Source organism: Ruegeria sp. AK4, assembly GCF_056541025.1.
On sequence record NZ_JBQFXS010000023.1, the window covers coordinates 1 to 24,771 of the forward strand.

29 protein-coding genes are annotated in these 24,771 nt (G+C 55.2%); 21 read left to right on the top strand and 8 right to left on the bottom strand.

The genetic code is table 11. The features are described 5' to 3' along the window. The 3 genes from ACR0EZ_RS22320 to ACR0EZ_RS22330 all read left to right on the top strand — a co-directional run. Positions 1-136: transposase (locus tag ACR0EZ_RS22320; RefSeq protein WP_480617058.1), on the top strand; the 136-nt coding region annotated here is incomplete at its 5' end. 210 nt (positions 137-346) lie between these two features. Next, the gene (locus ACR0EZ_RS22325) at positions 347-2,236 is read left to right on the top strand and encodes an SLC13 family permease (protein ID WP_480617006.1); all 1,890 of its coding nucleotides are present in this window, start codon (positions 347-349) and stop codon (positions 2,234-2,236) included. Between the two features lie 229 nt (positions 2,237-2,465). After that, positions 2,466-3,371 (top strand): haloalkane dehalogenase, encoded by a 906-nt coding sequence (locus tag ACR0EZ_RS22330; RefSeq protein WP_480617007.1) that lies wholly within the window; start codon positions 2,466-2,468, stop codon positions 3,369-3,371. Between the two features lie 32 nt (positions 3,372-3,403). On the opposite strand, the gene ACR0EZ_RS22335 is transcribed toward ACR0EZ_RS22330, so the two are convergent. Beyond that, complete coding sequence (locus tag ACR0EZ_RS22335; RefSeq protein WP_480617008.1) at positions 3,404-4,396, bottom strand: LysR family transcriptional regulator; 993 nt, start codon at positions 4,394-4,396, stop codon at positions 3,404-3,406. On the opposite strand from ACR0EZ_RS22335, the gene ACR0EZ_RS22340 reads away from it, so the two are divergent. The 9 genes from ACR0EZ_RS22340 to ACR0EZ_RS22380 all read left to right on the top strand — a co-directional run bounded on the left by ACR0EZ_RS22340 (position 4,396) and on the right by ACR0EZ_RS22380 (position 10,418). Beyond that, positions 4,396-4,686, top strand: coding sequence for a putative quinol monooxygenase (locus ACR0EZ_RS22340; RefSeq protein ID WP_170722418.1), 291 nt, complete (start codon positions 4,396-4,398; stop codon positions 4,684-4,686). The genes ACR0EZ_RS22335 and ACR0EZ_RS22340 overlap by 1 nt on opposite strands. Positions 4,687-4,712: 26 nt before the next feature. Then, on the top strand, positions 4,713-5,726 hold the full coding sequence (locus ACR0EZ_RS22345) for a zinc-binding alcohol dehydrogenase family protein (RefSeq protein WP_480617009.1): 1,014 nt from the start codon (positions 4,713-4,715) through the stop codon (positions 5,724-5,726). Next, positions 5,727-6,107: a VOC family protein gene (locus ACR0EZ_RS22350; protein ID WP_480617010.1), complete on the top strand. Its 381-nt coding sequence runs from the start codon at positions 5,727-5,729 to the stop codon at positions 6,105-6,107. It abuts the gene before it with no gap. A 144-nt stretch (positions 6,108-6,251) separates the two neighbouring features. After that, complete coding sequence (locus ACR0EZ_RS22355) at positions 6,252-6,635, top strand: nuclear transport factor 2 family protein (RefSeq protein ID WP_170722413.1); 384 nt, start codon at positions 6,252-6,254, stop codon at positions 6,633-6,635. 136 nt (positions 6,636-6,771) lie between these two features. Beyond that, positions 6,772-7,275, top strand: coding sequence for an aggregation factor core (locus ACR0EZ_RS22360; protein WP_480617011.1), 504 nt, complete (start codon positions 6,772-6,774; stop codon positions 7,273-7,275). Positions 7,276-7,288: 13 nt separating this feature from the next. After that, complete coding sequence (locus ACR0EZ_RS22365) at positions 7,289-7,741, top strand: TspO/MBR family protein (RefSeq protein ID WP_170722409.1); 453 nt, start codon at positions 7,289-7,291, stop codon at positions 7,739-7,741. Between the two features lie 11 nt (positions 7,742-7,752). Then, complete coding sequence (locus ACR0EZ_RS22370; protein ID WP_480617012.1) at positions 7,753-8,307, top strand: CIA30 family protein; 555 nt, start codon at positions 7,753-7,755, stop codon at positions 8,305-8,307. Positions 8,308-8,432: 125 nt separating this feature from the next. Further along, complete coding sequence (locus ACR0EZ_RS22375) at positions 8,433-9,605, top strand: adenylate/guanylate cyclase domain-containing protein (RefSeq protein ID WP_480617013.1); 1,173 nt, start codon at positions 8,433-8,435, stop codon at positions 9,603-9,605. 45 nt (positions 9,606-9,650) lie between these two features. Next, complete coding sequence (locus ACR0EZ_RS22380) at positions 9,651-10,418, top strand: hypothetical protein (protein ID WP_480617014.1); 768 nt, start codon at positions 9,651-9,653, stop codon at positions 10,416-10,418. Between the two features lie 37 nt (positions 10,419-10,455). Here the strand turns inward: ACR0EZ_RS22380 and ACR0EZ_RS22385 are convergent, their stop codons facing one another. The 5 genes from ACR0EZ_RS22385 to ACR0EZ_RS22405 all read right to left on the bottom strand — a co-directional run bounded on the left by ACR0EZ_RS22385 (position 10,456) and on the right by ACR0EZ_RS22405 (position 15,002). Then, entirely contained in the window at positions 10,456-10,905 is a 450-nt protein-coding gene (locus ACR0EZ_RS22385) for a MarR family winged helix-turn-helix transcriptional regulator (RefSeq protein WP_480617015.1), read from the bottom strand. Next, positions 10,895-11,995 carry an Acg family FMN-binding oxidoreductase gene (locus ACR0EZ_RS22390; RefSeq protein WP_480617016.1) on the bottom strand — a complete coding sequence of 367 codons (1,101 nt, stop codon included), beginning with the start codon at positions 11,993-11,995 and terminating at the stop codon, positions 10,895-10,897. Before ACR0EZ_RS22390 ends, ACR0EZ_RS22385 begins: the two co-directional genes overlap by 11 nt. 216 nt (positions 11,996-12,211) lie before the next feature. Next, positions 12,212-12,889, bottom strand: coding sequence for a GntR family transcriptional regulator (locus tag ACR0EZ_RS22395; protein ID WP_480617017.1), 678 nt, complete (start codon positions 12,887-12,889; stop codon positions 12,212-12,214). Beyond that, positions 12,886-13,917, bottom strand: coding sequence for a Gfo/Idh/MocA family protein (locus ACR0EZ_RS22400; protein WP_480617018.1), 1,032 nt, complete (start codon positions 13,915-13,917; stop codon positions 12,886-12,888). Before ACR0EZ_RS22400 ends, ACR0EZ_RS22395 begins: the two co-directional genes overlap by 4 nt. Next, complete coding sequence (locus tag ACR0EZ_RS22405) at positions 13,914-15,002, bottom strand: isocitrate/isopropylmalate dehydrogenase family protein (protein WP_480617019.1); 1,089 nt, start codon at positions 15,000-15,002, stop codon at positions 13,914-13,916. The genes ACR0EZ_RS22400 and ACR0EZ_RS22405 overlap by 4 nt, the downstream gene beginning before the upstream one ends. Before the next feature lie 136 nt (positions 15,003-15,138). Here ACR0EZ_RS22405 and ACR0EZ_RS22410 point away from each other — a divergent pair, with 136 nt between their 5' ends. Genes ACR0EZ_RS22410 through otnC form a run of 7 tightly spaced genes read left to right on the top strand, consistent with a single transcriptional unit; the run spans position 15,139 to position 21,462 of the window. Continuing rightward, positions 15,139-16,146, top strand: coding sequence for a Bug family tripartite tricarboxylate transporter substrate binding protein (locus tag ACR0EZ_RS22410; protein WP_480617020.1), 1,008 nt, complete (start codon positions 15,139-15,141; stop codon positions 16,144-16,146). Positions 16,147-16,203: 57 nt separating this feature from the next. Beyond that, positions 16,204-16,953 carry a hypothetical protein gene (locus ACR0EZ_RS22415; RefSeq protein ID WP_480617021.1) on the top strand — a complete coding sequence of 250 codons (750 nt, stop codon included), beginning with the start codon at positions 16,204-16,206 and terminating at the stop codon, positions 16,951-16,953. A gap of 4 nt (positions 16,954-16,957) precedes the next feature. After that, a complete protein-coding gene (locus tag ACR0EZ_RS22420) occupies positions 16,958-18,469 on the top strand; it encodes a tripartite tricarboxylate transporter permease (protein WP_480617022.1) in 1,512 nt (503 codons plus the stop codon). Continuing rightward, complete coding sequence (locus ACR0EZ_RS22425; protein ID WP_480617023.1) at positions 18,469-18,756, top strand: putative quinol monooxygenase; 288 nt, start codon at positions 18,469-18,471, stop codon at positions 18,754-18,756. Before ACR0EZ_RS22420 ends, ACR0EZ_RS22425 begins: the two co-directional genes overlap by 1 nt. After that, the gene (locus ACR0EZ_RS22430) at positions 18,753-19,550 is read left to right on the top strand and encodes an N-acyl homoserine lactonase family protein (RefSeq protein ID WP_480617024.1); all 798 of its coding nucleotides are present in this window, start codon (positions 18,753-18,755) and stop codon (positions 19,548-19,550) included. Before ACR0EZ_RS22425 ends, ACR0EZ_RS22430 begins: the two co-directional genes overlap by 4 nt. After that, positions 19,547-20,824: a 3-oxo-tetronate kinase gene (gene otnK, locus ACR0EZ_RS22435; protein ID WP_480617025.1), complete on the top strand. Its 1,278-nt coding sequence runs from the start codon at positions 19,547-19,549 to the stop codon at positions 20,822-20,824. The genes ACR0EZ_RS22430 and otnK overlap by 4 nt, the downstream gene beginning before the upstream one ends. Further along, complete coding sequence (gene otnC / locus ACR0EZ_RS22440) at positions 20,821-21,462, top strand: 3-oxo-tetronate 4-phosphate decarboxylase (RefSeq protein ID WP_480617026.1); 642 nt, start codon at positions 20,821-20,823, stop codon at positions 21,460-21,462. Before otnK ends, otnC begins: the two co-directional genes overlap by 4 nt. 94 nt (positions 21,463-21,556) lie before the next feature. Here otnC and ACR0EZ_RS22445 read toward each other — a convergent pair whose 3' ends face one another. Beyond that, positions 21,557-22,402 carry a LysR family transcriptional regulator gene (locus tag ACR0EZ_RS22445; RefSeq protein WP_480617027.1) on the bottom strand — a complete coding sequence of 282 codons (846 nt, stop codon included), beginning with the start codon at positions 22,400-22,402 and terminating at the stop codon, positions 21,557-21,559. A gap of 86 nt (positions 22,403-22,488) precedes the next feature. Here ACR0EZ_RS22445 and ACR0EZ_RS22450 point away from each other — a divergent pair, with 86 nt between their 5' ends. After that, the gene (locus tag ACR0EZ_RS22450; RefSeq protein ID WP_480617028.1) at positions 22,489-22,956 is read left to right on the top strand and encodes a c-type cytochrome; all 468 of its coding nucleotides are present in this window, start codon (positions 22,489-22,491) and stop codon (positions 22,954-22,956) included. Positions 22,957-22,966: 10 nt separating this feature from the next. Continuing rightward, positions 22,967-23,878 carry a c-type cytochrome gene (locus ACR0EZ_RS22455; protein WP_480617029.1) on the top strand — a complete coding sequence of 304 codons (912 nt, stop codon included), beginning with the start codon at positions 22,967-22,969 and terminating at the stop codon, positions 23,876-23,878. Positions 23,879-23,922: 44 nt separating this feature from the next. Here ACR0EZ_RS22455 and ACR0EZ_RS22460 read toward each other — a convergent pair whose 3' ends face one another. Next, positions 23,923-24,681 (bottom strand): SDR family NAD(P)-dependent oxidoreductase, encoded by a 759-nt coding sequence (locus ACR0EZ_RS22460; protein WP_480617030.1) that lies wholly within the window; start codon positions 24,679-24,681, stop codon positions 23,923-23,925. Between the last annotated feature and the right edge of the window lie 90 nt (positions 24,682-24,771).

The window sequence follows — 24,771 nt, forward strand, 5'->3', positions numbered from 1 at the left end:
CAAGCGCCGTAACCGGATTGAGATCATGTTCGGGCGGCTCAAGGACTGGCGGCGTGTCGCGACCCGATACGACAGATGCCCCAAGGTCTTCTTATCAGCCATCGCGCTCGCGGCTACCGTTCTGTTCTGGCTGTAAATCAATGAGTCTGGAGCCTAAGAGGAAAAAAACATGCACTAGCGGCCAAATTGGACCAGTCAGATGAGGCTGCTTATAGGTTTCAGCAGATACCTCGTTCGAGAAAACGAGCCGCGTGAGTCGGCCTGATGGATTTTGGCCTTATCTGACGTGAAGAGTTGGTTCTTCGTATTTGCCGGTAGTCAGGTAACGTTAGGTTGGGAGTACAATATGGAATTACCAGCACTGACGTACGAAATGATAGCCGTATTGAGTCTATTGTCTTTTACGGTCTTACTTTTTGTTACCGAGATTATACGGATCGATGTCGCAGCAATTCTCGTAATGGTGCTGCTTGGCGCACTGAGCTATCTACCGGGGCTGGGTAATCTTGCCGATGTCTCCAGGCTCTTTGAAGGTTTCTCCTCCAACGCTGTAATGTCCATTATCGCGGTGATGGTAATTGGGGCTGGGCTTGATAAGACTGGACTTATGTCAAAGGTCGCGGCCTTGATCCTCAAGAATGGTGGCACGACAGAGGCCCGGATCATCCCAATCATATCAACAACGGTTGGTGTCATTAGCTCCTTCATGCAGAATGTAGGAGCTGCTGCGCTTTTTCTGCCTGTTGTGAGCCGCATCTCGGCACGTACGGAAATCCCGATGAGTAGGTTGCTGATGCCCATGGGGTTTTGCGCGATCCTGGGTGGTACGATCACATTGGTCGGGTCATCACCCCTGATCCTGTTGAATGACCTGATTGTTTCAGCAAACTCATCCCTTCCGGCTGACCAACAAATGGAGACATTTGGGTTGTTTTCAGTCACGCCTATCGGTGTGATGCTGGTGCTGACAGGAGTGCTTTACTTTGTGCTCTTTGGTCGTTGGGTCCTCCCAGCGCAGCGGGAGCGTGGAGCAGACGCAAGCTCAGCCCGGTCTATGCAGACCTATGTCGAAAACACCTATGGGCTTAGGGCCGATATGTTCGAGATACGTGTTCCCGAAGGATCGATCATCATTGGGCAAACGCTCGCGGATCTAATGGTCGCCCACAACATGTATATTCTCGGCACATCCTATCGCGGCCACAAGGTCATCGCGCCGATGGCTGATACCGTAATCGAAGCGCCAGCACGCCTTGCAGTGCTTGGTCTGCGTCGGGTCGTTCAGCAACAGTTCGCTGAGCCATACGGGCTGGAGATTCTGCCACAGTTGGATGTCTTTGCGGATGATTTCGCCGCGACCCAATCGGGGGTGGCCGAGGTTGTTATTCCTCCCGGTTCTTCAGTGATCGGCCAGACTCCGATTGATTTGCGTCTCCGTCAGACACATGGTTTGTCTCTTTTGGCCATTCAGCGCGGAGAAGAAACACTGAGCCACGTTGAAACCGAGGATCATTCAGCCACGCATATCGGGCAAGTCCCTTTGCAGGCCGGCGACACGTGTGTGGTGCATGTGCAGTGGGACCGTCTGACACGACTGAAGTCGGACAGGGATTTTGTCGTCGTAACTTCGGATTTTCCCCAGGAAGAGTTACGGCCACACAAGGTCGGATGGGCGCTCGCCTTCTTCCTGATAGCGTTGAGCTTAATTCTATTCTCCGATCTGCGCTTGTCATTATGCCTGTTGATCGGCGCTATTGGCATGGTGTTGAGCCGGGTTCTCTCGATTGACGAAGCCTACGAGTCGATTAGTTGGAGTACAGTTTTTCTACTCGCTTCGCTGATCCCGTTGGGTCAGGCCGTTCAGAACACTGGCACTGCGGATTGGATTGCCGCGCATGTGTTGGCCCTCCTGAAGGGCTGGCCGATATGGTCGCTGCAAGCGGGAATAGCCGTTTTGGCAACGGCGTTCACGCTGGTCATGTCCAATGTAGGCGCAACTGTCCTGCTGGTGCCGCTAGCAGTTTCTATTGCCGTATCCGCGGGTGGCAATCCGGCTGTGTTTGCTCTCACAGTGGCAATTTCAACGTCCAACTCATTTTTGATCCCAACCCACCAGGTGAACGCGTTGATCATGGGACCAGCAGGCTACCGGGTGGTCGATTTTGTTCGCTCGGGCGGAATCATGACTCTCCTTTTCTTGGTTGTCTCAATGACCGGGCTTGCGATTTTCTTCTGAGCCGCCTCTCGGCGATCCGTACAGATGAACTCATAATATAAGGTTTTTGAGACCAAATTTTTTGGCGCGGATTCAAAACGTCTGCAAAAAGGGCCTCCTCCGCGAGGGACCGAAGCAATGCGTCGAAGTCAACCAAACCTGAAGTCGGTATACGCTGGAACTGGACCGTTTTAGTTTTATCGATCACTGTTGTCGGACTAAGACCGTCGGCAATTTTGGATAGTTCACTATGAAGTTCCTTCGTACACCGGACCACCAGTTTGACGGATTGCCAGATTTCGACTTTGGCCCGAACTATCTTGATGTGGATGATACCGAGGGCGGTCTTCTCCGACTGCACTATTTGGACGAGGGACCGGCGCAGGCACCGCCAGTATTGTTGATGCATGGAGAGCCAACCTGGTGCTTCCTGTATCGGCACATGATTCCGCTATTCAAAGATGCGGGTCATCGAGTTCTGGCTCCTGATTTGATTGGGTTTGGACGGTCTGACAAACCCACTGAGCGATCCGATTACACTTACCAACGCCATGTGGACTGGATGTCCGAATGGTTGCGGAAAGTTGACCTGACGGGCATCACATTGGTTTGCCAGGACTGGGGCGGACTCATTGGCTTGCGGTTGGTTGCAAGTATGCCCGAGCGTTTCTCTAGTGTTGTTGTGGCGAATACGGCCTTGCCCACCGGTGACGTGCCCTTGGGTGAGGCATTTCTTTCATGGCGGGAATACTCACAATCCGTACCTGAATTTAATTCGGGACGCATCGTATTCGGCGGCACGACATCTAAAATTTCAGAAGAAGAGGTTGCAGCCTATAACGCACCATTCCCGGATGCGCGCTATCTGGCAGGCGCTCGAGAGTTTCCAGTGTTGGTGCCCGACACACCTGACAATCCAGCTTCAGAAGCCAACCGAGCCGCATGGGAAACCCTCAAGACCCTGAACACTCCGTTTCTGACTGTTTTTGGAGAAGATGACAGGGTCATGGCTGGCGTAGACAAACTGTTCCAAAGGTCGATCCCTGGGGCAGTTGGTCAAAATCATATCGTTGTGCCAAAAGCCGGGCATTTCATTCAAGAAGATGCTGGCAGAGAGCTAGCACAGGCGACTTTGAAATTCATTGAGCAAACATAGCGGCTATCAATTTAGTGTCTTCCCCTGCGGCCTCAACTCACACCAAATTTGCGACGCAAATGCTCGGCCAAGGCCGTTATGCGACGTGGTTGGGCTCGGCTCGGCGGAAACATCATTTGCAAAGGTTTCGGTGGTGGGAGGAAGTCGCGCAAGACAGAAACAAGTCTGCCAGATCGAACATCGTCGCCGACATCCAGCTCTGACTTCAAGACGACCCCATGGCCTGCGATTGCCCAATCGCGGATGAGTGAACCATCATTGACTATTCGATTTCCCTTTACTGATACGCGCTTGGCATTTGGTCCTGATCTAAACTCCCAAACGTTGTCTATCATGTCGCCAAACCTCATAACCAAGCAGTTGTGGTTTAATAGATCTTCTGGTTTTTCAGGCGTTCCGAATGAGGCCAGATAACTTGGGGATGCACATACGAAACGTTGGTAGCTTCCTAGATTTCGTAACCTGAGCGAGCTGTCTGTGATGTTGCCGAAGCGAACTGCGAGGTCGAAACCCTGGCCGACTAGGTCAACATAGCCATCCGAGAGGGATAGTTCGATTGAGACGGCAGGGTTCTCTTCGGTGAATTCGGCGACAACCTCGGAAACAATGCTCCGTCCCAAGTCAATCGGCGCGCTTATGCGAATTGGACCAGACAGAGTTTCAGCGCCGTGCCGAACAAGCGTATCCAGGTCCGCAACCTCACTGAGTAAGCTTCTTGCTCCGTCAGCGAGTGTCCGGCCTTCTTCGGTCAGGCTAATGGAACGGGTGGTGCGGTTGAACAAAACCACACCGTAATGTGCCTCCAGAGCCGCGAGCCGCTCGGACACTGTCGTGCTCGACATCCCTATCTCGCGCGCCGCAGCCACAAGAGTGCCTTTCTCGGCTATGGTCAGAAACAAGCGAAGATTGTCTAAAAGCATTAAACGGAAATTCCGGATTATATGTTCGATCCTGACCTGTTTATCCCGAAAGTACTGCGGCGTAAATCTTGCGCATCGCTCAAGAACACAAGGGACGTATTCCAATGGCCAAGCTGACAATCCTCGCCAACATCAAAGCCAACCCCGACAAGATCGACCTCGTAAAAGGTGAGCTGATCAAGCTCATCGACACAACCCGTGCTGAAGAGGGTTGCATTAACTACGACCTGCACCAGGACAACGACAACCCAGCTCATTTCGTGTTCTACGAAAACTGGGAAAGCCGAGAGCTTTGGCAAACCCACATGGGCGCTCAGCACCTTGCGGCTTATCTGGAAGCAACAGAGGGCGCCGTTGCAGAATTCACGTTGAATGAAATGACAGTCATCGGTTGATACAGAACCGAACAAAGGAGCACGCTATGAAAGCCGTGGGATACCGCGAGACAGGGTCAATTGATCGGGCGGACGCCTTGATCGACTTCGAGGCCGACAAACCGACGCCGAAGGGGCGTGACTTGTTGGTGAAGGTGCAGGCCGTGTCAGTGAACCCGGTTGATACGAAAATTCGGCAAAAACGTGCTCCTGCGGGTCCAGCACCTGATATTCTGGGGTGGGACGCAGTAGGGATCGTCGAAGCAGTTGGCGAAACGGTTGAGACTTTCAGTCCGGGAGATACAGTTTGGTATGCCGGGGCAATAAACCGACCGGGAACCAATGCCGAGTTTCATCTGGTGGATGAACGTATTGTCGGAGCCGCGCCAAAATCCATACCGGCGAAAGCGGCTGCGGCGATGCCGCTAACGACGCTTACTGCTTTTGAGATGCTGTTCGACCGATTGCGAGTCCAAGATGCCGTTTCCGGCGGAACCAATACGTTGCTGGTTATTGGTGGCGCAGGCGGTGTCGGGTCAGTCGCCATTCAATTGGCGCGGGCTCTCACTGACTTGACAGTGATAGCGACGGCGTCCCGACCCGAGACACAAGACTGGGTTCGAGGGCTGGGCGCACACCATGTCATCAACCACGCAGAACATTTTGGCACACAACTCGAGGCTCTCGGTATCGAAAGTGTGGATTTCGTCTATTCAACAAACCATTCCCAGCTTTATGCGTCTCAAGCTGGAGAGGTGATGACAGCTCAAGGTCGCTTTGGGTTGATTGATGATCCTGAAACCTTCGACATCGCGCCGTTCAAACCCAAATCGATCTCATTGCATTGGGAGTTCATGTACACTCGGTCGCTTTTTGGGACTGGAGATATGAACCGTCAAAGCGAAATCCTGAATCAGGTCGCCGGGATGATAGATGACGGAAAGATCAGATCCACAGCGACCGATACACTTGGTAGGATCAATGCTACAAACTTAATGAAAGCGCATGCTATCCTTGAAAGCGGGAAGGCCAAAGGAAAGCTCGTGCTTGAGGGTTTTTAGATGAGAATTGAGCGGCTGGATCATGTGAATATCGTGACGACTAGGTTGCCTGAGATGGTTACTTGGTATGAAGAGGTCTTGGGTTTAAATCTCGGGGCCCGCCCTGATTTTCCGTTTACTGGAGCTTGGTTGTATGCGGGTGATCACGCCGTGGTTCACCTTGTGGGTCACGAGGGAACGCCTAATATCGGCTCCGAAGTGAAGCTCAAGCTCGAGCATTTTGCGCTCTCAGCCACAGGGTTGAGAGCATTCGAAGAAAAACTGATCTCGTGTCAAATCCAATATCGCAAAACTGATGTCCCGGGGGCTGGAATAGTGCAAATCCATGTGGCCGATCCTGATGGAAATCACATTCACATAGACTTTGAAGAAACCGAGTAAGTGACTGACCCTCGAAATAGTCGGAACGCGAAATTAAGCTCGTTACGTCTTGCCGGTTAGTGGTTGAGATCCTTGCCGGGTTGCTTCCAAGAGCTACGTGGACCAACATTTTTTTGCGGTGCAAACGTCGATTGGGAGATCAGCATGCCGGACCTCGAAACAAACAAGAAAAACGTCATCGCTTTCTACGAAATGATGTTCAACGCGTGTCGACCTGCCGAGGCCATAGCAACCTTTGTTGGTGATACCTATACGCAGCACAACCCGCATGTTGGCGACGGCAAGCAAGCGTTTATCGAATATTTCGAGCGCATGGCTGCCGAATATCCGCGAAAGCGAGTGGACATCAAACGAGCGTTTGCTGAAGACGATCACGTTATTCTGCATTGCCACCAAATCTGGCCTGATGGTCTCGAGTACGCAGGGATAGATATTTTTCGCCTGGATGCTGATGGTAAGGTTGTCGAGCACTGGGACGTTCTTCAGGAAATTCCAGCAAACAGCGAGAATGACAATGGCATGTTTTGACTTCGCCGTTCTGACTGCGGAGCATGGAACTTAGGAAGCTCCTGTCTGCTAAACCACTATAGTCAAAGGGCATAAGTCTGATCCAAGAAACCCGCCGACGCGTATTTATCAGAAACCTTATAGCAAGGAGATAAATATGCTTCCGACCAGCATTCTTGCGGCAACCGTGGGATTTTTCGCAGCTACTTCCCTTCAGGCCGGAGTCCAAATTCGCTTTATCGAAGGCGCACCCAAGGACCGTTTTGTTCTGACAAATGTCGGAGCTTGCGAAATAGAAGCCTCGACCGTCAAAATTGACTTGTCGCAATCTGCCGGACGTCTGATCTTCGACGTTTCCGAAAAAGGCGCGGGTGTGGAGGTGTTCCAACCTCTTGAATTCGTTGAGGGTGCGGATGCTTTGCGGCAAATTCCAGCGGTCGTGGACGGGCAAGATACAATTGAACTTGAGATCGCCTCTCTCGCAGCCGGGGACAAACTCGTCTTTACCATCGATGTAGATGACACTATCGGGCAACGCGAAATCACCGTAACCGGGTCCGAGATCGAAGGCGCCACAGTGTCATATGCAGATGCGAATGAGACCAGTACTGCGACCTTCTCTTCCGAAGCACTTGTGAACGTGACAACCAAGGACTGCTGAAAGCTATCCTGCAATGTCGAACTGGTTGATCCGCATAGCATTCCTTGCGCTCATGGTGGGAGGCGGCATCCTGATCGGGACACTGACCGCACCCGGCGATTGGTACGCGCAGCTTTCTAAACCGGCTTTCAATCCACCAAATTGGATTTTTGGACCGGTTTGGACGGCGCTATATGTTTTGATCGCTATGGTTGGTTGGCGTCAGTTTGAAACAGACCGAAGCTCGACCGCCATGAAGCTGTGGTGGGCGCAGATGGGTCTGAACTTTTTGTGGTCCCCAACCTTTTTCGTACTGCAACTGCCATGGTTTGCCTTTGTCGTCATTGTCGCGTTGTTGGCTGTCATCGTCATGTTCATCGCTCAGGTCAGGACTTCAGATCGGGTTTCCGCACTGGCCTTCCTGCCGTATTTTGCATGGGTCGCATTTGCCACGGCACTGAACCTTTCCATTGCGATACTGAACTGAGAAGGATCGATATGCGTGCCAACTTCATTGGGCTTGTTTCAGGTTTTGTTATCATCGGATGCATGATGGCGCAGGCTGATGTAAAACTGACTGAAGACTTCTCCAAGTCTCCGGAAACGCGTTGGGACTACGTTGCCGACACCGTAATGGGAGGAGTTTCTTCAGGGCAGGTGCAGTTTCGTTCGGAAGGTAATGTTGCATTCGCGCGGCTGACCGGAACCGTGAGTACAGTAAACAACGGCGGCTTCATCCAGTTCCGACGCAAGTTGCCTGATCGGCCAGGTACGGGTGTATCAGGCGTCAGGTTATTGGTCCGGGGCAACGGCGAACAATACTTCGTCCACCTCAGAACACGTGGCACGGTGCTTCCGTGGCAATACTATCAGGCCGCGTTCGCAACTTCTAACGAGTGGACAGAAGTTTATTTGCCTCTGTCAGGCTTCAAGGCTTCAGGTGCTATATTGCGCGCTATTCCCGTTGCTGACGAAATCACCTCCGTCGGAGTCGTAGCCTTCGGGCGCGATCATGAGGCCAGCGTAGATGTCAGCGAGATTGGTTTCTACTGAAGGTCGCTCGGGCGCAGCGCTCCAATCTTCGTTGAACCAGCCAGATCAGGCGACTCAAAAGACGCAAGCGACGTTGCCAATCCAATAGTCTTTGCTCATCGTTTCCATGCGAGTAACTTGGGTCCATGGAAGAAGTCACTCGACTAACCGAATGGATGATCACAGAAGGTCGTCGCTCCGGCGATCCCGTAAAGGTGGTGTCTCAGTTTTGTTCCTCCTTGGTCGAAGCCGGAGTTCCGCTGTGGCGAGTAAACATTGGCCAGCGCTTTGCCAATCCACTGCTTATTGCTTGGGGCGTGGTTTGGACGCCCAACGGCACCGACAGCTACGATGTCACCCATGAGACAACGTTGACGGATGGTTATGTTGGGAGCTCATTCGAGTATATTCTGGCAAATAGAAAGCCGCTTCACAAAAGTCTCCAGCAACTGGACTCAGAAACAGAGCATTCATCCTATTTGGAATTTGCAGAGCAAGGCGGCACCGACTACTATGCTACTTTGCTTTATTACGGTGATGGATCGCTGCATGGTTGCACGTTCATTACACAGGCGCCGGATGGTTTCTCGCCGAAACATCTGAGGCTGATTGAAGCGGTCTTACCGGCCCTTTCTTGCGCCTTGGAACCTGTGACGATGCGAAAATCGTCTAAAGGTCTACTTCGAACCTATTTAGGAGATGGACCTTCTGAGGCAGTCTGGAGCGGCAACATCAAGCGCGGTGAGCGAACAACTCTGGACGCCGTGGTTATGTTCTCTGATCTGCGAGGCTTTACGGCACTTTCCGAAACCTCGACGGAAGAAGAAGTTTTCGACACGCTCAGCGACTATTTTGATCTGGTGGTCAACGCCGTGGAAGACAACGGTGGAGACGTCCTCAAGTTCATGGGTGATGGCATTCTGTCGATCTTCACTATTGAAGCTCAAAAAAAACATGCCGACCGTTGCAGAATGGCGGCTCTTGCAGCGCAGAGTGTGCTGAGTGGTTTGAAAGCTCTCAACACTAGACGAGACGAGTTCCAAAAACCGCCCTTGGACATTGGAATTGGGATCAACGTTGGGCAGGTCAGCTACGGTAACATCGGCAGCCCCGGCAGGCTTGATTTTACGGTTTTGGGCGGTGCGGTGAACGTCGCAAGCCGAATTGAAAACTTAACAAAATCAATTGGTCAGAGAGTGTTGGCGACGTTAGCCGTTGCAAGTGCTGCACCTAACATGTTCGTTAGCTGTGGGGATCACGAAATACGTGGCCTTGCTCAGCCCATAGAGCTGTTCTTTCTCACTGAAGGGGCGCAATAATCAGGTATAGTTTTTTAACAGTATACCTTTCCGGGAGCATCCTGAGTGTTTGCAAGAACCATAGCCTTACTGATCTACGCTGGGGCTTCTCCGGCCACGGCATTGGAGCTTCGCGAAACTGGGCGCTACGAGCTCAACCAACCCGCAAGCCTTGACTATGATCCAACGTTTTGTGGCTTGTGGATTGCCAACGAGGGGCCCGAAGCAATTCTCGTTACATTGCAAGGTGATGAGTTGCGCCGAATATCCAGCGATCTCTTTCGGATCAAAGCAATTGCTATTGAAGGGGATCACTTGTTGCTGGGTGATGGTTTCGGCAGTCTTCAACGTGTCACCAAGGATGGATCACCCCTGGGAGCGCCTTTCGAATTGGAAGGTGGGTTTGCGGATACGGAAGGAATTGCAATCAACGCCGCGGGACAGATCGTGACTGTCGAAGATGACCCTGAACGGTTGTCCTGGTTCACCACCGAGGGCACTCTGGCAGCGAGGTTGGATACCATGAAGCTCTCTCCGCCCTTGAGTGAGGCACAGGGCATCGCGATTGACCCACGCACCGGTCACATGTTGATTGTTGATGACTGGGAAGGGTCAAACAGCCTGTATGAGTTCACGGCAGATGGCCAACTGCTCGCCCAGCAAAGTCTGTTGGAATTCGGAACTGACCCGGAAGGCATCGCCATTAGGCCGGGATCTAACCAACTGTTCGTGGCATTCGACGGCGGCGCGAAGATTGTGACATTTGACTACACGCCCACTTTACCTGAAGGATCACCGCCGCTGCCGCCGGGCGCGGATTGCATGATGTTCTGAGAGCTTTTCTGTTTGCTTGGGTCGACGCAGGTTTCCGCTAGTCGCGCTCGCTGTCCAAAGTTTCGCGTATGAGCGTCAGATTAGGGAGTGTTTCATGAAACGGTTCAGACCCGAGTTCGGACAACACCGGACCTAGGGCTGTCGACATCCGCTCCATACAAGCTTTCAAAAACTCCGCGCCTTGCGGAGTAGACCTAGCAATTTTCGAACGCTTGTCATTGGGGTTGGCTTCAAGGGTAATTAGGGTAAGATTTTCAAGGCTCGCGAGCATGTGCGTCATCGAGGTCTTAGGCACTTGAAAAGCGTTCGATAGCTGTAGTGGAGTTTCCCCCTCGGGGCGCCGGACCAGGTGGCCCAATATGCCAAATTGGGTTGCGGTCATTCTTCCAGGTAAGAATGCCTCAAGCTTGGTCGAGATCAACTGATTGATGATCCCGACCTCGGTGAAGAACCGGTAGACTTCGTTGGTCTCATCTTTAGGCTTCATTCAGAATTCGTGTCTCCAGCGGCCAGCGGGGTGTGGCAATTGGTTCAGGTCCATACCCCAAACGCAGCAACATTTGCACCGTGTGGCCCGGTGACGCAAGAAGCTCATGCGCCAGAGCGTATTCATCGGCCATCTCAGGATACTCCTGAAGTGCCTGACTGACGGGGTGAACGCCCAGGCCCATTTCGGTTGTCTTCAAGTAAAAACGCATCAATTGACGCCCGGCATCGAGTTGATCGCTTCGCGTATTTGTGGCTGTCGTGAGAACTGCGTATTGCGGCGTCGCGTCTAGCATGGCGAAGTAGCCCCGCATGTGTGACTGAGTGCCTGGGTGGTCAACGTTCATCAGGGTCTCATTGTCCAGAAAACCGGTAAGTCGAAGCGTTTCCAGTATGGGATCGCGCAGTTCGATCCCGTCCGGATTGGCGTTGATTTCCGCCTTGCCGATGCGCATCAGATCGACGGATTCCTTAAGGGTCTGCGGTGTACGCATTTCGATCTCAAAGGCACGTTTTGTCAGGTCTCGAATACGGACCACCAAATCGTCGTCGGTAATCAGGGTGGCATAGTTGCCAAGCGCAGACATTTCGGCGGCCGAGAGGCGCTGTTCTTTGTACGGTTCCTTGTTGGAATGCCGGTTGAGGATTTGAGCCGCGAGCGGGTCGGGTGCGCCACCCGGTACAAGCACTGCCTCAGCAACAGGCCCGTCATCCCCTTCCGGCAGCAATGTGAGTTTGGTATCAAATCCCTGAGCACCAGCTGCCAGGACCATCGTCTCAACAAAGGCGCCGAGGCCAATATAAAGCTGGCGATGGAACGGATCGGTTTCGGGAAGCTCGCGATCAGTGTCACGGTGGATGCGCAGCTTGTCCTGCCCGGCCAACTCGACCAGCCAAGGTTGCAGGTTGTGCGGGTTGGGGGCGAGAATTGCGTAAGACAACGCGGTTTTGCGCGGGTCGTCATAGGGTTTTGGCGTCCAGGGAGCCAGGGCGCGATGGGGCGTACGGGTCGAGAGGAACCCAACCGCGCCCGTTGCCGCCAGAATTGTGCCTCCGCCCAGAATTTTGAGAAAACGTCTTCTGTTCGGCATCTTGAATCTCCATTAGTACGATATCGTACTAAATAATGCGAAATCGTCCTAAATCAACCCCTATGGGTGTTTTGAGTGTTTGAGTGACGCGGAGAAACGAAAATCAAAACAGCCGGGCGCCCTTCGCGGGTGCCCGCTTCCGACACGTATTGGGGATACCGAAGAGGTCGAAAATAAGCTGTTATTTCTACGGCTTAAAGATAGGGTACGAAAAAATCAGAGGCTATTTAATCGATGCTTTTCGAGTATCCCGCAAAGCATGGCCTTGGCTTGCAGCCTGTGTTCGCGATGGCGTTCACGGGCGACATCCGGTCGGCCTTCCCTGATCGCCTGGAAAACGACGCGGTGATCTTCATTGGATTTGACGGGCAGGGGTCTGATGAACAGCGTCGTTGCGCGCGCGCGGCGTACCTGGTCGCTCATCATCGCGACAATCGCTTCGACCCGTTTGTTACCGCCCAACCGGACGAGTTCCTGATGAAAGAGCTCATCGGCCTCGGCCCAGGCTTCCAGGTCTTCGGTTTCGATGGCTTGATCCATTCGTTCGATTGATCCGGCAAGTACCGCCAGTTCATCTTCTGAATACCCCGCTTCGGCGGCGCGCTGCGCGGCAAGGCTTTCGAGTTCCGTGAGTATGTCGTAGATTTCGCGCATGTCGTCCGATGAAACGGGCAGTATCCGCACACCTTTGCGGGGCCGCATTTCCAGCAACCCCTTGCTTTCCAACATCAGCGCAGCTTCCCGTATCGGGGTGCGGGACATGCCCAGAGTTTCGGCGAGTTCCGATTCCAGATGGTCGGTCCCGGCCGCAAGCTCGCCGGACAGGATCATCCGCCGCAAGTCCCTGACAGCGCGCTGTGTATTTGAAAGAGATTTGGTGTCCTGATCCTTCACGGCGTCTCCAGCTTGATCTTTCGTCCCTCCGCAGCCGAAAGATAGATCTTCTCTTCGATGCGGATCACGTCCAAATAATCGCGGGCCGTGTTTTCCAGCGGCGTGCCCCGTAGAAGGCCTGAAACAACGTGACTTTGCAAGGCGTGGACGCAATCTCCGCCAAATCCATCATGATCGCTTGCAGGCAGAATCTGCTGTCGCGCCTGTTTTCCAAAAGCGCGGAGTTCTACGGAACCGTCACCGTTCAGAACCAGCGATCCTTCCGTTCCTTCGATAAGTGCCTCGCCCATGGTTTGGCGCAGGTCTTCCGCGCTGTGGTCAAGGCATCTGTTCCCATCGAACAGGGTTTTCAAACCGTTGGGGTGGTCAAACAGGATGTAGCCTGCGTCTTCGCCCGCGATCGCGGGGTTCACTTGACGCAGGTCCGCGTAAACGGCGCTGGGCGCACCGAACAAAAACCTGAACGTATCTACCCAGTGAACCGCCGTTTCGTGAACAAGGAAACGCGGCATATCCTGAAAGTACGGTTGGCGGTCAAGATAGGCATGCGGCCCCTGTCCGTCGCCGGGCCGAAGCCGGAATGTCGCTTGCAGAGGTGTTCCAATCCGACCCTCGGCCAGTGCCTCTTTGATTGCGCGATACCAGGGTTGAAAGCGAAAATTCTCATGCACAATGATAGTTGCCCCGGCGGTTTCAGCCTCTGACGCGATCTTCTCAGCTTCGTCCAGAGATTTGCAGAACGGTTTTTGACAGATCAGCCACTTGATGCCTGCGTGCAGTACCGTTCGGATGGCGTCAGCCTGTGCCACGGGTGGAAGGATGATGTCCACGAGATCCGGTTTTTCCACCTCCAGCATTGTCGACAGATCATCATAAGCCGTCAGTCCTGTTTCTTTCGCCTTGTTGATATCACGGTTGCAGGATGCCACCGGAACGGCGCCGGGCATTCGGGACCAGCTTTCGTAGTGAAACCTGCTGAAATATCCCGCACCCACACAGGCGACTCTTATGGTTTGTTCAGTAGTCATGCTCGCAACGCTTCCAACACTGATGAAGCCGCGTCCTGCGTTCCGGCCGTGCCCCCCAGGTCGCGCGTCAGGTTGTGGCCATTTGTCGTCACCTTTTCCACGGCCTCGCGCAACCGTGCGCCGTCCTTGGACAGGTCTGGATGATCATGGGTCAAACCCAACCACTCAAGCATCATTGCCGCAGACAGGATCATCGCAAAGGGGTTGGCAATCCCCTGTCCCGCAATGTCCGGAGCAGAGCCGTGGCAGGGTTGGAACACAGCGTGGTTCAACCCGATATCCGCGGATGGAGCCAGTCCAAGACCGCCCATAAGACCCGCGCCAAGGTCGGACAGGATGTCTCCGAACATGTTCTCGGTCACCAAAACATCGAATTCCCAGGGCTTCTGGACCATCCACAAAGCGGTGGCATCAACATAGGCATGATCCGCCTGCAATTCGGGATGGCGGGCGGCTTCCGCGTCAAACATCGATCTGAAGAATGCAAAGGCGCGGAACACATTGGCTTTGTCGACACATGTAACCCGTCCCCGTCCCCGCCCGGAAGTCTTGCGGTTGTTGGCGAGTTCAAACGCGAAGCGGAATAGCTTTTCAGAGACCTCGCGGGTGATCAAAAGGGTTTCCCGCGCCTCGTCTTCCGTGACTTCACCCGTGCCTTGGGTGAAAAACAAACCTTCCGTGCTCTCGCGGATCAAGACAAAGTCGACCTCTTTTCCGTTCGGAAGCGACAAGGGGGTCGTTTGTCCGCTGCTTACCTTTACAGGACGCACGCCGGCAAACAGGCCAAGCTGCTTTCGCAGGTCGATCTGCGGTGAAATCTCGGTTCCGTCCGGGTAGCGCACATCCGGCAATCCCATTGCAGACAGCAGTATCGCGTCCGCCCTGCGTGCCATTTCAAGGGATCCCAAAGGAAACGATTCTCCGGTTTTTGCGTAGTGCGAGGCGCCTGCCGGTGCGTCCATGAACGTCAGATCGTAGCCGGGATTGTTGCCGGAGAGCTGGCACAGGATTTCAAGCGTAGGGGCCATTATTTCAGGGCCGATTCCATCCCCGTGGAACACTGCGACATCGTATGTCTTTTTCATTTTCGCCCGCTTCCTTCCCGTTTCGCCTTCATAGCGCGATCGCAGCTTTCACTACAGTCCGTTGACAATGCATTCTTTAATGTATACGCAAATAAATGCAATAAGAAACGCGAAGTTGTTTTGGGAGGACTTGGAAATGAAACTCAAGCTAGGGCGGTTGGCGGCCGCGGCCGTGATGGCGACCGGGATTGCAGGGGCTGCTGCCGCGCAGGATTACCCCTATCGGGATATCACCACAGCCGTGGTCTGGGGGGCCGGTGGCGGCACCGACACGATCAACCGGATGATCATGGCCGAGATGGAAAAGCACCTTCCGGTTTCGATCAATGTGATCAACCAGACAGGCGGTGTCGCAGGCTCCAACGGTATGGTCTATGTCATGAACCAACCAGACGATGGCTATACATTGGTTGGCCTGTCCGAGTCGAACGTCACCGCTGCAGTGCAGGGTGGCTGGGACAAGAAATTTGATTTTTGGTATCCGTTTATTGTCGGCGGATCGCCTGATCTGATCTCGGTCCCGGCGGACAGCCCTTACAATACGCTGGAAGAACTGGTCGACGCCGCCAAGGCTGCCCCGGGCACTATTCCAGCCGCGGCATCCGGGGCGGGGTCTATCCACCACCTGAACCTTCTCGCAATCGAAAAGGGGTCCGGGGCGGAGTTCAAGTTTGTTCCGTACAAAGGCTCGGCACCGGGGCAGGAAGCGGCGATCGCGGGCGAGGTTGCGCTGGTTGTAACGTCGCTGGCTGAACAGGCCCCCTTGATCGAAGGCGGTCAGCTGAAACCGCTTGCGATGCTGACGCCGGAAGATGCGCAAATCGCAGGAGCCACGGTGCCATCTGCCTTTGGCATCTATGACGGTCTCGATCAGTATCTGCCGCTCAAACAGGCCATCGGATTTGCCGTTCACAGTTCCGCCGGAGATGACGTGAAGGCCGCGCTTGGCGATGCGTTCGAGCAGGCGATAGCATCCGACACCGTCGCCGAATGGGCCGCGGCAAACAATTACGATGTCGGCGGTCAGCACGGCGAAGAGGCGCAGGAACTGTTTGCGAACCTCGAGGCGACCTTTGCCTATACCCTGCAGGATCTGGGCGCTGCCACGGTCGATCCGGCCTCGCTGGGTATCGAGAAGCCCTGATCCGATCAATTTTGAAAGGGCGCGCCTGATCGCGCCCTTTCCTGCAGGAGGGCGGCAATGGACAAACCTGACGAAACACAGGTCATGCGCGCGCGCGACTTTTGGGCCGCGATTGTTCTGACAGCAGTGTCGGTCTTTTTCCTTTGGAAGACGTTGGACATCCCCCTTTGGGGTGAAAACCGCGCAGGTGTAAGCGGGTCGGACTGGTACAACTCGGCTGCAATTGTACCGTTGTTCATCTTCGGTGGACTGCTTGTCCTGTCCTTCGTTTTGCTGGCCATTTCGATCCGCTCGGGCGGAGCCCAAAACGCGCTGAGCACTCTGGGGATCGGATGGGACAAATCGGAAGCCTATCGAGTTTCAACAATCGGCCTGATCCTGCTTGCCTATGTCGTCGGGCTGGTGCCCCGGGTGGACTTCATACTGTGCTCGGGGTTGCTGATTACAGCTTTGACCTACGGCTACTACGGCGGCCATGCCCGGCGGGCTTTGGTGGCCTGTATCGCAGTTGTCTCTGCCGGACTATTTGCGTTTGCCGTTTTTCCCGCGCAGGCGGACTGGAACGCACATGGTGATGATTGGTTTACATTGGCCTTATGGGTCGCACTGACACTTGTGGTGCTGACCAAAGCGGCTTCCGAACGCGTTTTGCGGTTCGTTCCATTGGTCGCGATGCTGGCACCGCTCATCCTTGTTTGCGCGATGGCCTTTGTCTTCCGGCAAAACGTTCCCGCGCGCGGCGGGCTGATCTTCAAACAAATCGAATACCACTACTACGTGACGCTTCGTCCGCTATGGAAAGACTGACCGGATGGACTTTATCCTTTCGCAACTGGCTGGGTTTGGCGCTGCCTTCGCGGGTCTGGCAGCGGACCCGCTGACCTATCTGTATTTGATCGCATCCGTGTTCCTGGGCATCACATTCGGCGCGTTGCCCGGCCTGACGGCAACACTGGCGGTGACGATCCTGACGGGTTTCTTCGGCAACAAGATCCCATTGGACTATTCGCTCATCGCCTTGCTCGGGGCCTATGTCGGCGCGATTTACGGTGGCTCTTATCCGTCAATCCTGTTGAACATTCCCGGCACGGCAGCCAGCGCGGCGACGGCCATGGATGGCTACCCTTTGGCCAAAGCGGGGCGAGGCGGCGAAGCACTTGGGCTGACCACGACAGCCAGCTTCATTGGCACAGTTATCGGGACCATCACGCTTTTGATTTTCGTCTGGGCGCTGCTTTTGGTCTCAAAAAACATCGCAAGCCCTGAAAAAGCGCTGCTGGCCCTGTTCGGCATTCTGCTTTCCGGCACATTGATGAGCGAGGACCTGGTGATCAAAGGATGGATCGCCGGACTGATCGGGCTTGCGATGTCCATGGTGGGGCTTGATCCTTTATTGTCTGAACCGCGCTATACTTTCGGCTGGTCATACCTGTTGAGCGGGTTTCAGGTCGTACCCGTTTTGATGGGGGCTTTTGCCATCCCCCAAATCATCGAGGGTCTAAGGCATGTCGAGGCCGGGAAAGTTCTGGCCCTGAAAGGACGTATTCTTCCGAACCTGCGCTCTGTCCGACGCTACCTGCCGACCATTGGCCGGTCCGGCGTGATCGGGACCGGGGTGGGGGCCCTTCCCGGCGTTGGCGAAGATGTCGCCGGTTGGGTCAGCTACGGTGTCGGCAAGACCGTATCCGCCGAGGGCGACAAGTTCGGTCGTGGGTCCTTGGAAGGTCTGTTATGTTCTGAAACGGCCAACAACGCCTGTATTGGCGGCGCGCTGATCCCGCTCTTGGTGTTGGGTATTCCCGGTTCACCACCCGCCGCCGCCTTGATGGGGGCTTTCAAGATCAACAACGTGATCCCGGGTCCGACGATAGATCCCGAGATCATTCTGCGCGTGGTCGCCATACTGGTGCTGGCCTCGCTGACAATGTTCCTGATGGGGCTTTTCACGGCGCGGGTCTTCATAAAGATACTCGCCATCCCGCAGACTGTCTTCTTGCCGGTCGTGATGGTTCTGACAACCATCGGGTCGTTCAGCGTTGGTGGGGGCATCAACGATCTTTACCTGATGCTTGGCGTCGGCGCTGTTGCCTATTTCATGAACCTGATGAAGTACCCGATCGCCCCGCTGGTTATTGGCGTGATTCTGGGAAGCCTGTTTGACGAAACCTTTCGCCGGTCGCTGTTTCTGTCGGACGGGGATATTTCGGTCTTCTTTTCTCGTCCCGGTGCCGCCGTTCTGCTGGTGCTCAACATTGGTCTGATCCTCAGCCAATTGCCCGCCGCGAAACGCGCGTTTTCTCGTCTGAAAGGACTGTCTGTCTGATGTTTGTGGTAACTGTCACTTTCACTCTCAAACCCGGTACCAGGGAAAGTTTTTTGCCGCTGATGGTCGAAAACGCTTCTACCTCTTTGCGGGACGAAGCCGGATGCCGGCAGTTCGACGTTTGCCTGGCCGATGAGCCCGAGACGGTGTTCCTCTACGAGGTTTATGATGACAGCGCGGCATTCTCCGCCCACGTGGAAAGCGCGCATTTCAAGACCTTTGATAGGGCGGTGGCTGATATGATCGCCACCAAGACAGTTCACCAGTATTCCGAGGTCATCCGATGAACGATTGGGAAATTCACGCCGTCAAATACGCGGATCGCAATGCCCGCACGCGAGCTGACAGTTTCATCGTCGATGACAATCACGACGCACCTCATGCCATGGATTATTTCATTTGGGTATTGAAGCGCGGCGACGAAGTCATTCTGGTTGATACCGGCTACGATTCCGATGAGGCCGTCGCCCGTAGCCGTCCCATCGCGATGGACCCTCGCGAGGCTCTGCGCCCCCTGGACATCACGCCGGACGCGGTGACAGAGGTCATCGTGACCCATCTTCACTATGACCACGCAGGAGGGCTGCATATGTTCCCGAACGCGAAGTTGCACATGCAGTCGGCGGAAATGGCCTTCGCCACAGGTCCATGCATGTGCCATGACCACCTGCGTGCGCCTTTTAGTGCGGGCCATATCTGCGAGGCCGTAAAGCGCCTCTATTCAGGCAAGGTCGCGTTCTACGACGGAGAGGCCGAAATTGCAGATGGGGTGACCGTGCACTGCGTTGGCGGGCATTCGCGCGGGTTGCAATGCGTTCGTGTAAGAACGGCAGCCGGATGGATGGTTCTGGCCTCGGACGCCTCGCATTACTACGAGAATTTCATGGCGCGCAAAGCCTTTCCCATCGTCGTCGATTTGCAGGACATGATGGACGGCTTCAAGACGCTGGAGAGGTTGGCCTCGCATCCCCGGCTTATCGTGCCCGGCCATGATCCACTTGTGCGAGAGGTTTTCCCCGTTGGCGCCGCGCCTCATATCCATCGTTTGGATCCCGGGCCGATGCGGGAGATCGAAATATGAAAATCGGTGTGATCGCCGATGACTTCACAGGTGCAAGCGATATCGCGAACACCTTGGCGAAGGGTGTTGAGCCGGAAGGTGGATTACGAACGGCTCAGTTTCCCGGTATTCCAACGACCCCGACGGAAAAGGAGATCGACGCGGGCGTGATCTCACTCAAAAGCCGTACTGCACCGGTCGAGGAAGCTGTTGCTGACAGCTTGCGGGCACTGCGGTGGCTTAAGGATCAAGGATGCCAGCAGTTCATCTTCAAATATTGCTCGACCTTCGATTCCACCAAAGAAGGGAATATCGGCCCCGTCGCGGAAGCGCTGGCCAACGAGTTGGATGCGCAAAAGGTGGTTTTCTGCCCGGCGTTTCCGACAACTGGGCGCACTGTCTATCACGGTCATCTCTTTGTGCTCGGTAAGCTTTTGCACGAATCCGGGATGGAAAATCACCCCCTGACTCCGATGACGGATGCGAACATCAGGCGCTGGTTGCAGCATCAGACCGTAGAAGCGGTCGGGTCGGTGCCAGTTGACACTGTGAAGCAAGGGCCAGAAGCGATTGCTGATGCGTTGCAGAACGCAAACGAGCGATTTGTAATCGGTGATGCGATTTCGGACGAGGATTTGCTGGTCTGGGGCGAGGCTCTAAAGGATGCCAAGCTCATCACCGGGGGATCGGGTATAGCACTGGGGTTACCCGGGAATTTCCTGAGAGAAGCTTCATCCAAAAATGCTGGCAGCGTGTTCAAAGGTATAAACGGGCCCGCCGCGATCCTTGCCGGGTCTTGCTCGGGTGCGACCCGAGGGCAGATCGATGTTCATGCGAAATCCCATCCGACGTTCGCCATTGATGTTTCAGGCGTCATGTCCGGGGATGTGACCACGCAAACGCTTCTGGATTTCTTTGAAACGCATCCGGGTCAGGCGCCGCTCGCGTATTCATCAGGAAGCCCGGATGATGTGCGCGCGATCCAAAACAAATTCGGTCAGGACGCTGTGGCGGAAAAGCTGGACAATCTCTTTGCAGATACAGCACGAGAACTTGTTCAGAAGAGCTACACGCGATTGGTGGTGGCGGGAGGAGAGACGTCGGGAGCTGTCGCCAAGGCTGTCTCTGAGGAACTGGGGTCTCCGGCCATGTCAATTGGGCCAGAAATTGACCCGGGCGTGCCAGTCCTGAGTGTTGGAAAAACTGAACCCATTGCGCTGGCTCTAAAGTCTGGAAACTTCGGCGCTCCGGACTTTTTCGCTAAGGCCCTCAGAATGATGGAGGCAAGCAGATGAGCTTTGAAGAACTGGCGCTGCGACAGCAGATGTCGGAACTGTGCGCCTCGCTGTTTGCGCGTGGCTTTTCCGTCGGCACTGCGGGCAATGTCTCCGCGCGTCTACATGACGGAATCCTCATGACACCAACCAACTCCACCTTAGGGAAAATCGATCCCGAGCGCATTGCCAAGATTGATTTGGATGGCAACCACGTCTCCGGAGACAAGCCGACCAAGGAGGTCCTTCTGCATCAAGCCTTCTATGAGACACGGCCTGAAGCGGGCGCGGTGGTGCACCTGCACTCGACCTGGGCGACCGCATTGTCGTGTCTGGAAGACACCGATCCAGACGACTGTATCCCACCGCTGACACCATACGTGGTGATGCGCGTCGGCACGGTCAAACGGGTTCCATACGTCAAGCCGGGTGACCCGAAATCCGGTGATTTGATCCGTGAACTGGGCGGCAAGTATAGTGCGGTTCTGTTGGCCAATCACGGTCCTGTTGTGTCTGGAAAAGACCTGTTCGGGGCAGTCTGTGCCGCGGAAGAGCTGGAAGAAACGGCCAAGTTGCTGGTGGCTTTGCGCGGCATGCCAACCCGGATGCTGGATGCAGCGCAAGTCGCGGAACTCAAAGAAACATTCGGACGGATTTGATCCGACCCCGAAAAGGTGAACCTGCAGCTTTAGGGATAAACCGCGCTAGGTTTTCCGCCGAGCGAATAATTCACGACCGATCCAAAGTGCGATTTTATCCAACCATGACAGTGGCCAAGCGCTCAACCAACGCGCGTTGCACGACTGCAAACCTTGGGGTGTGCGCTATTTCGTCCAGCGTCGCGACCCAAAGGGGAACCTCAAACTCGGGTGCCGCGTCCTGCAATCTTCGAAGCCGGGAATCTGCGTCGCCCAGGAAAGAAGGCAGAAACGTTTTACCGACGCCCGAAGCGGCCATCTGCTGGAGCACCAGAAAGCTATCCGCCCCGTTCGTCACTTCGTCATCAGAGACGTTTTCTGCCAGCCATTTGGCGGGGAGCGACCGGTTCAACGCGCCTTCAAGCCGCATCCATTTGCGATTGGACGTGCCGTCGTCAAAGACCCCGAACGACAATGTGCCTGCACGCTGCCCGATCAGCCCCTCGCAAAGCTTTATCGACGGGCGCACGGCGATGTCTGCGCTCAGCCGGGATAAATCATGGTGGCTGTTTCCGCTGAGCAAGGTCAGTTTCAGACCGGGATACAGGCGCGTGATCTCATTCAGGATTGCGGGCAGGACAATCTGGCAAAGACTGTCGGTCGATGTAATTCGCACATGACCCACAGGAGAACGATTTGCGCCCACGATTGCCCGCTCGACCGAAAGGACCGCCTCTTCAACGCTTTCCATGGCCGAGAAGATTGCACTGGCTTCGGGCAGAACCGAATATCCTGACGGGCTTTTGTGAAAAATCATGCAGCCGCTTCGCTTTTCGAATGCGGCCACCCTGCGCAGGACCGTGGCGTGCGTGACGCCCATGGCCGCTGCCGCCGCATTCAGCGAACCGTATTTGCTGACGGCAAGGGCGTAGCGAATATCATCCCAATTTTCGTTGTTCATAAATTAACAACAGAAGACCAATAACAAACAATTACAAGAAAATTCGTTCAAGGTAACATCCGACTCATTGAACAGGGAGCCCCACCATGATGAAGAACTTCGCAATCTTCGCGGCAGGTCTGGTGTCAATTGCCGCTATTGGCACCGCCATCGCACATGAAGGTGAAAACCCGGCTGTGAAAGCCCGCACCTCTATCATGCAGCTTTATTCCTTCAATCTTGGCACTCTTGGCGGCATGGCCAAGGGCGAGGTGGAATATGATGCCGAGGCGGCAACACGCGCGGCCAACAACCTGGTCGTTCTGACGCAGATCGATCAATCGGCGATGTGGCCTGCCGGTTCGGATAATGTGTCTGACCCGTCCACACGGGCGCTGCCCGCAATCTGGGAAAACTTCCCGGATGTCGGGGCCAAGGGACAGGCCATGGCTGACGCCGCTGTTGCGATGCAGGCTGCGGCAGGGCAGGATGTCGAAGCCCTGAAAGCGGCAATGGGGGATCTGGGTGGAAGCTGTTCGGCATGTCACAAGGCGTACAGAGCGCCTGAGAACTGATTAGACAGCGATGGCGCGGCGCTTTTTTCTGATTGTCGCGGGTGCTGTTGTCGTGGTCGGGATAGCCGGATTGGTGCTGACCCGGCCACAACGTGTGGATCAGGTTCAACTCGAAGGCGTCACGCCCGATCTTGGCAGAGGTGAGGCCGTTTTCTACGCAGCCGGATGTGCCTCGTGTCACTCGGCACCGGACGCTGACGGCGAAGAAAAGCGCAAACTGGCCGGTGGTCGTCGGTTCGAGACGGATTTTGGCACCTTCATTGCCCCCAACCTATCCAGCGATCCGGCAGCCGGCATCGGCTCATGGTCCGCGCTGGATCTGGCCAACGCCCTGATCCACGGGACCGGACCCGAAGGGCAACACTATTATCCGGCATTTCCGTATACGAATTATGCCAATATGACGGTCGAGGACGTCGCGTCGCTTCACGCCTTCCTCGGCACTTTGCCAGCGGTTGCCACCGAAAGCGCAGCGCATGAGGTTGGTTTCCCCTTCAACGTCAGACGGGGTTTGGGGGTATGGAAACGTTTGTACATGGTGCCGGGTTGGGTGGTTGAGGGCGACCTGACCGACCAACAACTCCGAGGCCGATATCTGGTGGAGGCGTTGGGACATTGCGCTGAATGCCACACGCCACGAGACGGCCTGGGTGGCCTGAAACGCGATCTTTGGCTGACGGGTGCGCCGAACCCAAGCGGGAAGGGCCGTATTCCGGGCCTGACTCCGGAGCAGCTTGACTGGTCCGAGGCTGACATTGCGGAATACCTGAAATCCGGCTTCACACCGGATTATGACAGCGCAGGTGGTGAGATGGTTGAAGTCATCGAAAACACCTCCAGGCTCACTGATGACGACCGTTTGGCAATTGCCGCTTATCTGAAAGCCGTTCCCGCGCAGTCGCCCGAGCCTGCGTCAGAATGACAGCACATTGACAATATGCCGCGGCTTCCCGTTCGAAGCGGGGCTCAATTGAAGTGAATGCCGCCATCCATGACCACCGTTTGTCCGGTGACCGACGGGCTGCGGCAAAAAGTCAGAACCTGTTGGGCGACGTCGTCCAGGCATGTCGTTGCGCCCAATACCGATTTGTCCTTCCACATCGAAACGTACTCATCCGGCGCGCCACCGGACATTTGCGTGCCCTGCATGAGCCCGGGGGAAATGCAGTTGACAGTGACATCCGGCGCCAGTGCCGCTGCCAAAAACCGGGTAAGCGGCACCACGGCTGCCTTGCTGGGCGCGTACGCTGCAGCCGCGCCCCAGGTCCCGTGCCCGATTGTCGAGGAAAGGTTGATCACCCGCCCCCATTCGGACGCGCGAAGAATGGGGGCCGCCGCGCGGGTCAGATAGTAGGGTCCGCTCAGGTTGACATTCAGCAACTCTGTCCAGATTTCCGGGGTCAGAGCGTCCAGATCGCCGTGGGGAAGTTTATGCCCCCCGGACGCCATCCCGGCATTGTTGACCAGAATATCCAGACTGCCAAATGTGCCGATAACATCATCAATGCACCCGGCGACGGACCCCGGGTCGCTGTGATCAACCCTGACCGCTTTCGCCACCTGCCCCTGATCCGTGATGCTCTGGCAGACGGCCTGCGCCCGGTCTGCGCCGCCGTGGAATCCGACGACCACCTTGACGCCATTGGCGGCAAGCAACCGGCAAATTCTTTCGCCAAGCCCGCCGCTGCCACCGCTCACCAAGGCCACGCTGCCTGCAATATCCATCGGTCACCCACCCTTCAGCCTTTGATTGCTTCGAGTATGTACCAAACTTGGCGTCTGTTCACCGTATGGTCATTTGGGGCGTGGTTTTCA

What these genes read in the sequence shown, in the direction of transcription:
- ACR0EZ_RS22325 (WP_480617006.1), top strand. Translation starts at nt 347, where the DNA reads ATGGAATTACCAGCACTGACGTACGAAATGATAGCCGTATTGAGTCTA.
- ACR0EZ_RS22330 (WP_480617007.1), top strand. Translation starts at nt 2,466, where the DNA reads ATGAAGTTCCTTCGTACACCGGACCACCAGTTTGACGGATTGCCAGAT.
- ACR0EZ_RS22340 (WP_170722418.1), top strand. Translation starts at nt 4,396, where the DNA reads ATGGCCAAGCTGACAATCCTCGCCAACATCAAAGCCAACCCCGACAAG.
- ACR0EZ_RS22345 (WP_480617009.1), top strand. Translation starts at nt 4,713, where the DNA reads ATGAAAGCCGTGGGATACCGCGAGACAGGGTCAATTGATCGGGCGGAC.
- ACR0EZ_RS22350 (WP_480617010.1), top strand. Translation starts at nt 5,727, where the DNA reads ATGAGAATTGAGCGGCTGGATCATGTGAATATCGTGACGACTAGGTTG.
- ACR0EZ_RS22355 (WP_170722413.1), top strand. Translation starts at nt 6,252, where the DNA reads ATGCCGGACCTCGAAACAAACAAGAAAAACGTCATCGCTTTCTACGAA.
- ACR0EZ_RS22360 (WP_480617011.1), top strand. Translation starts at nt 6,772, where the DNA reads ATGCTTCCGACCAGCATTCTTGCGGCAACCGTGGGATTTTTCGCAGCT.
- ACR0EZ_RS22365 (WP_170722409.1), top strand. Translation starts at nt 7,289, where the DNA reads ATGTCGAACTGGTTGATCCGCATAGCATTCCTTGCGCTCATGGTGGGA.
- ACR0EZ_RS22370 (WP_480617012.1), top strand. Translation starts at nt 7,753, where the DNA reads ATGCGTGCCAACTTCATTGGGCTTGTTTCAGGTTTTGTTATCATCGGA.
- ACR0EZ_RS22375 (WP_480617013.1), top strand. Translation starts at nt 8,433, where the DNA reads ATGGAAGAAGTCACTCGACTAACCGAATGGATGATCACAGAAGGTCGT.
- ACR0EZ_RS22385 (WP_480617015.1), bottom strand. Translation starts at nt 10,905, where the DNA reads ATGAAGCCTAAAGATGAGACCAACGAAGTCTACCGGTTCTTCACCGAG.
- ACR0EZ_RS22390 (WP_480617016.1), bottom strand. Translation starts at nt 11,995, where the DNA reads ATGCCGAACAGAAGACGTTTTCTCAAAATTCTGGGCGGAGGCACAATT.
- ACR0EZ_RS22400 (WP_480617018.1), bottom strand. Translation starts at nt 13,917, where the DNA reads ATGACTACTGAACAAACCATAAGAGTCGCCTGTGTGGGTGCGGGATAT.
- ACR0EZ_RS22405 (WP_480617019.1), bottom strand. Translation starts at nt 15,002, where the DNA reads ATGAAAAAGACATACGATGTCGCAGTGTTCCACGGGGATGGAATCGGC.
- ACR0EZ_RS22410 (WP_480617020.1), top strand. Translation starts at nt 15,139, where the DNA reads ATGAAACTCAAGCTAGGGCGGTTGGCGGCCGCGGCCGTGATGGCGACC.
- ACR0EZ_RS22415 (WP_480617021.1), top strand. Translation starts at nt 16,204, where the DNA reads ATGGACAAACCTGACGAAACACAGGTCATGCGCGCGCGCGACTTTTGG.
- ACR0EZ_RS22420 (WP_480617022.1), top strand. Translation starts at nt 16,958, where the DNA reads ATGGACTTTATCCTTTCGCAACTGGCTGGGTTTGGCGCTGCCTTCGCG.
- ACR0EZ_RS22425 (WP_480617023.1), top strand. Translation starts at nt 18,469, where the DNA reads ATGTTTGTGGTAACTGTCACTTTCACTCTCAAACCCGGTACCAGGGAA.
- ACR0EZ_RS22430 (WP_480617024.1), top strand. Translation starts at nt 18,753, where the DNA reads ATGAACGATTGGGAAATTCACGCCGTCAAATACGCGGATCGCAATGCC.
- otnK (WP_480617025.1), top strand. Translation starts at nt 19,547, where the DNA reads ATGAAAATCGGTGTGATCGCCGATGACTTCACAGGTGCAAGCGATATC.
- otnC (WP_480617026.1), top strand. Translation starts at nt 20,821, where the DNA reads ATGAGCTTTGAAGAACTGGCGCTGCGACAGCAGATGTCGGAACTGTGC.
- ACR0EZ_RS22445 (WP_480617027.1), bottom strand. Translation starts at nt 22,402, where the DNA reads ATGAACAACGAAAATTGGGATGATATTCGCTACGCCCTTGCCGTCAGC.
- ACR0EZ_RS22450 (WP_480617028.1), top strand. Translation starts at nt 22,489, where the DNA reads ATGATGAAGAACTTCGCAATCTTCGCGGCAGGTCTGGTGTCAATTGCC.
- ACR0EZ_RS22455 (WP_480617029.1), top strand. Translation starts at nt 22,967, where the DNA reads ATGGCGCGGCGCTTTTTTCTGATTGTCGCGGGTGCTGTTGTCGTGGTC.
- ACR0EZ_RS22460 (WP_480617030.1), bottom strand. Translation starts at nt 24,681, where the DNA reads ATGGATATTGCAGGCAGCGTGGCCTTGGTGAGCGGTGGCAGCGGCGGG.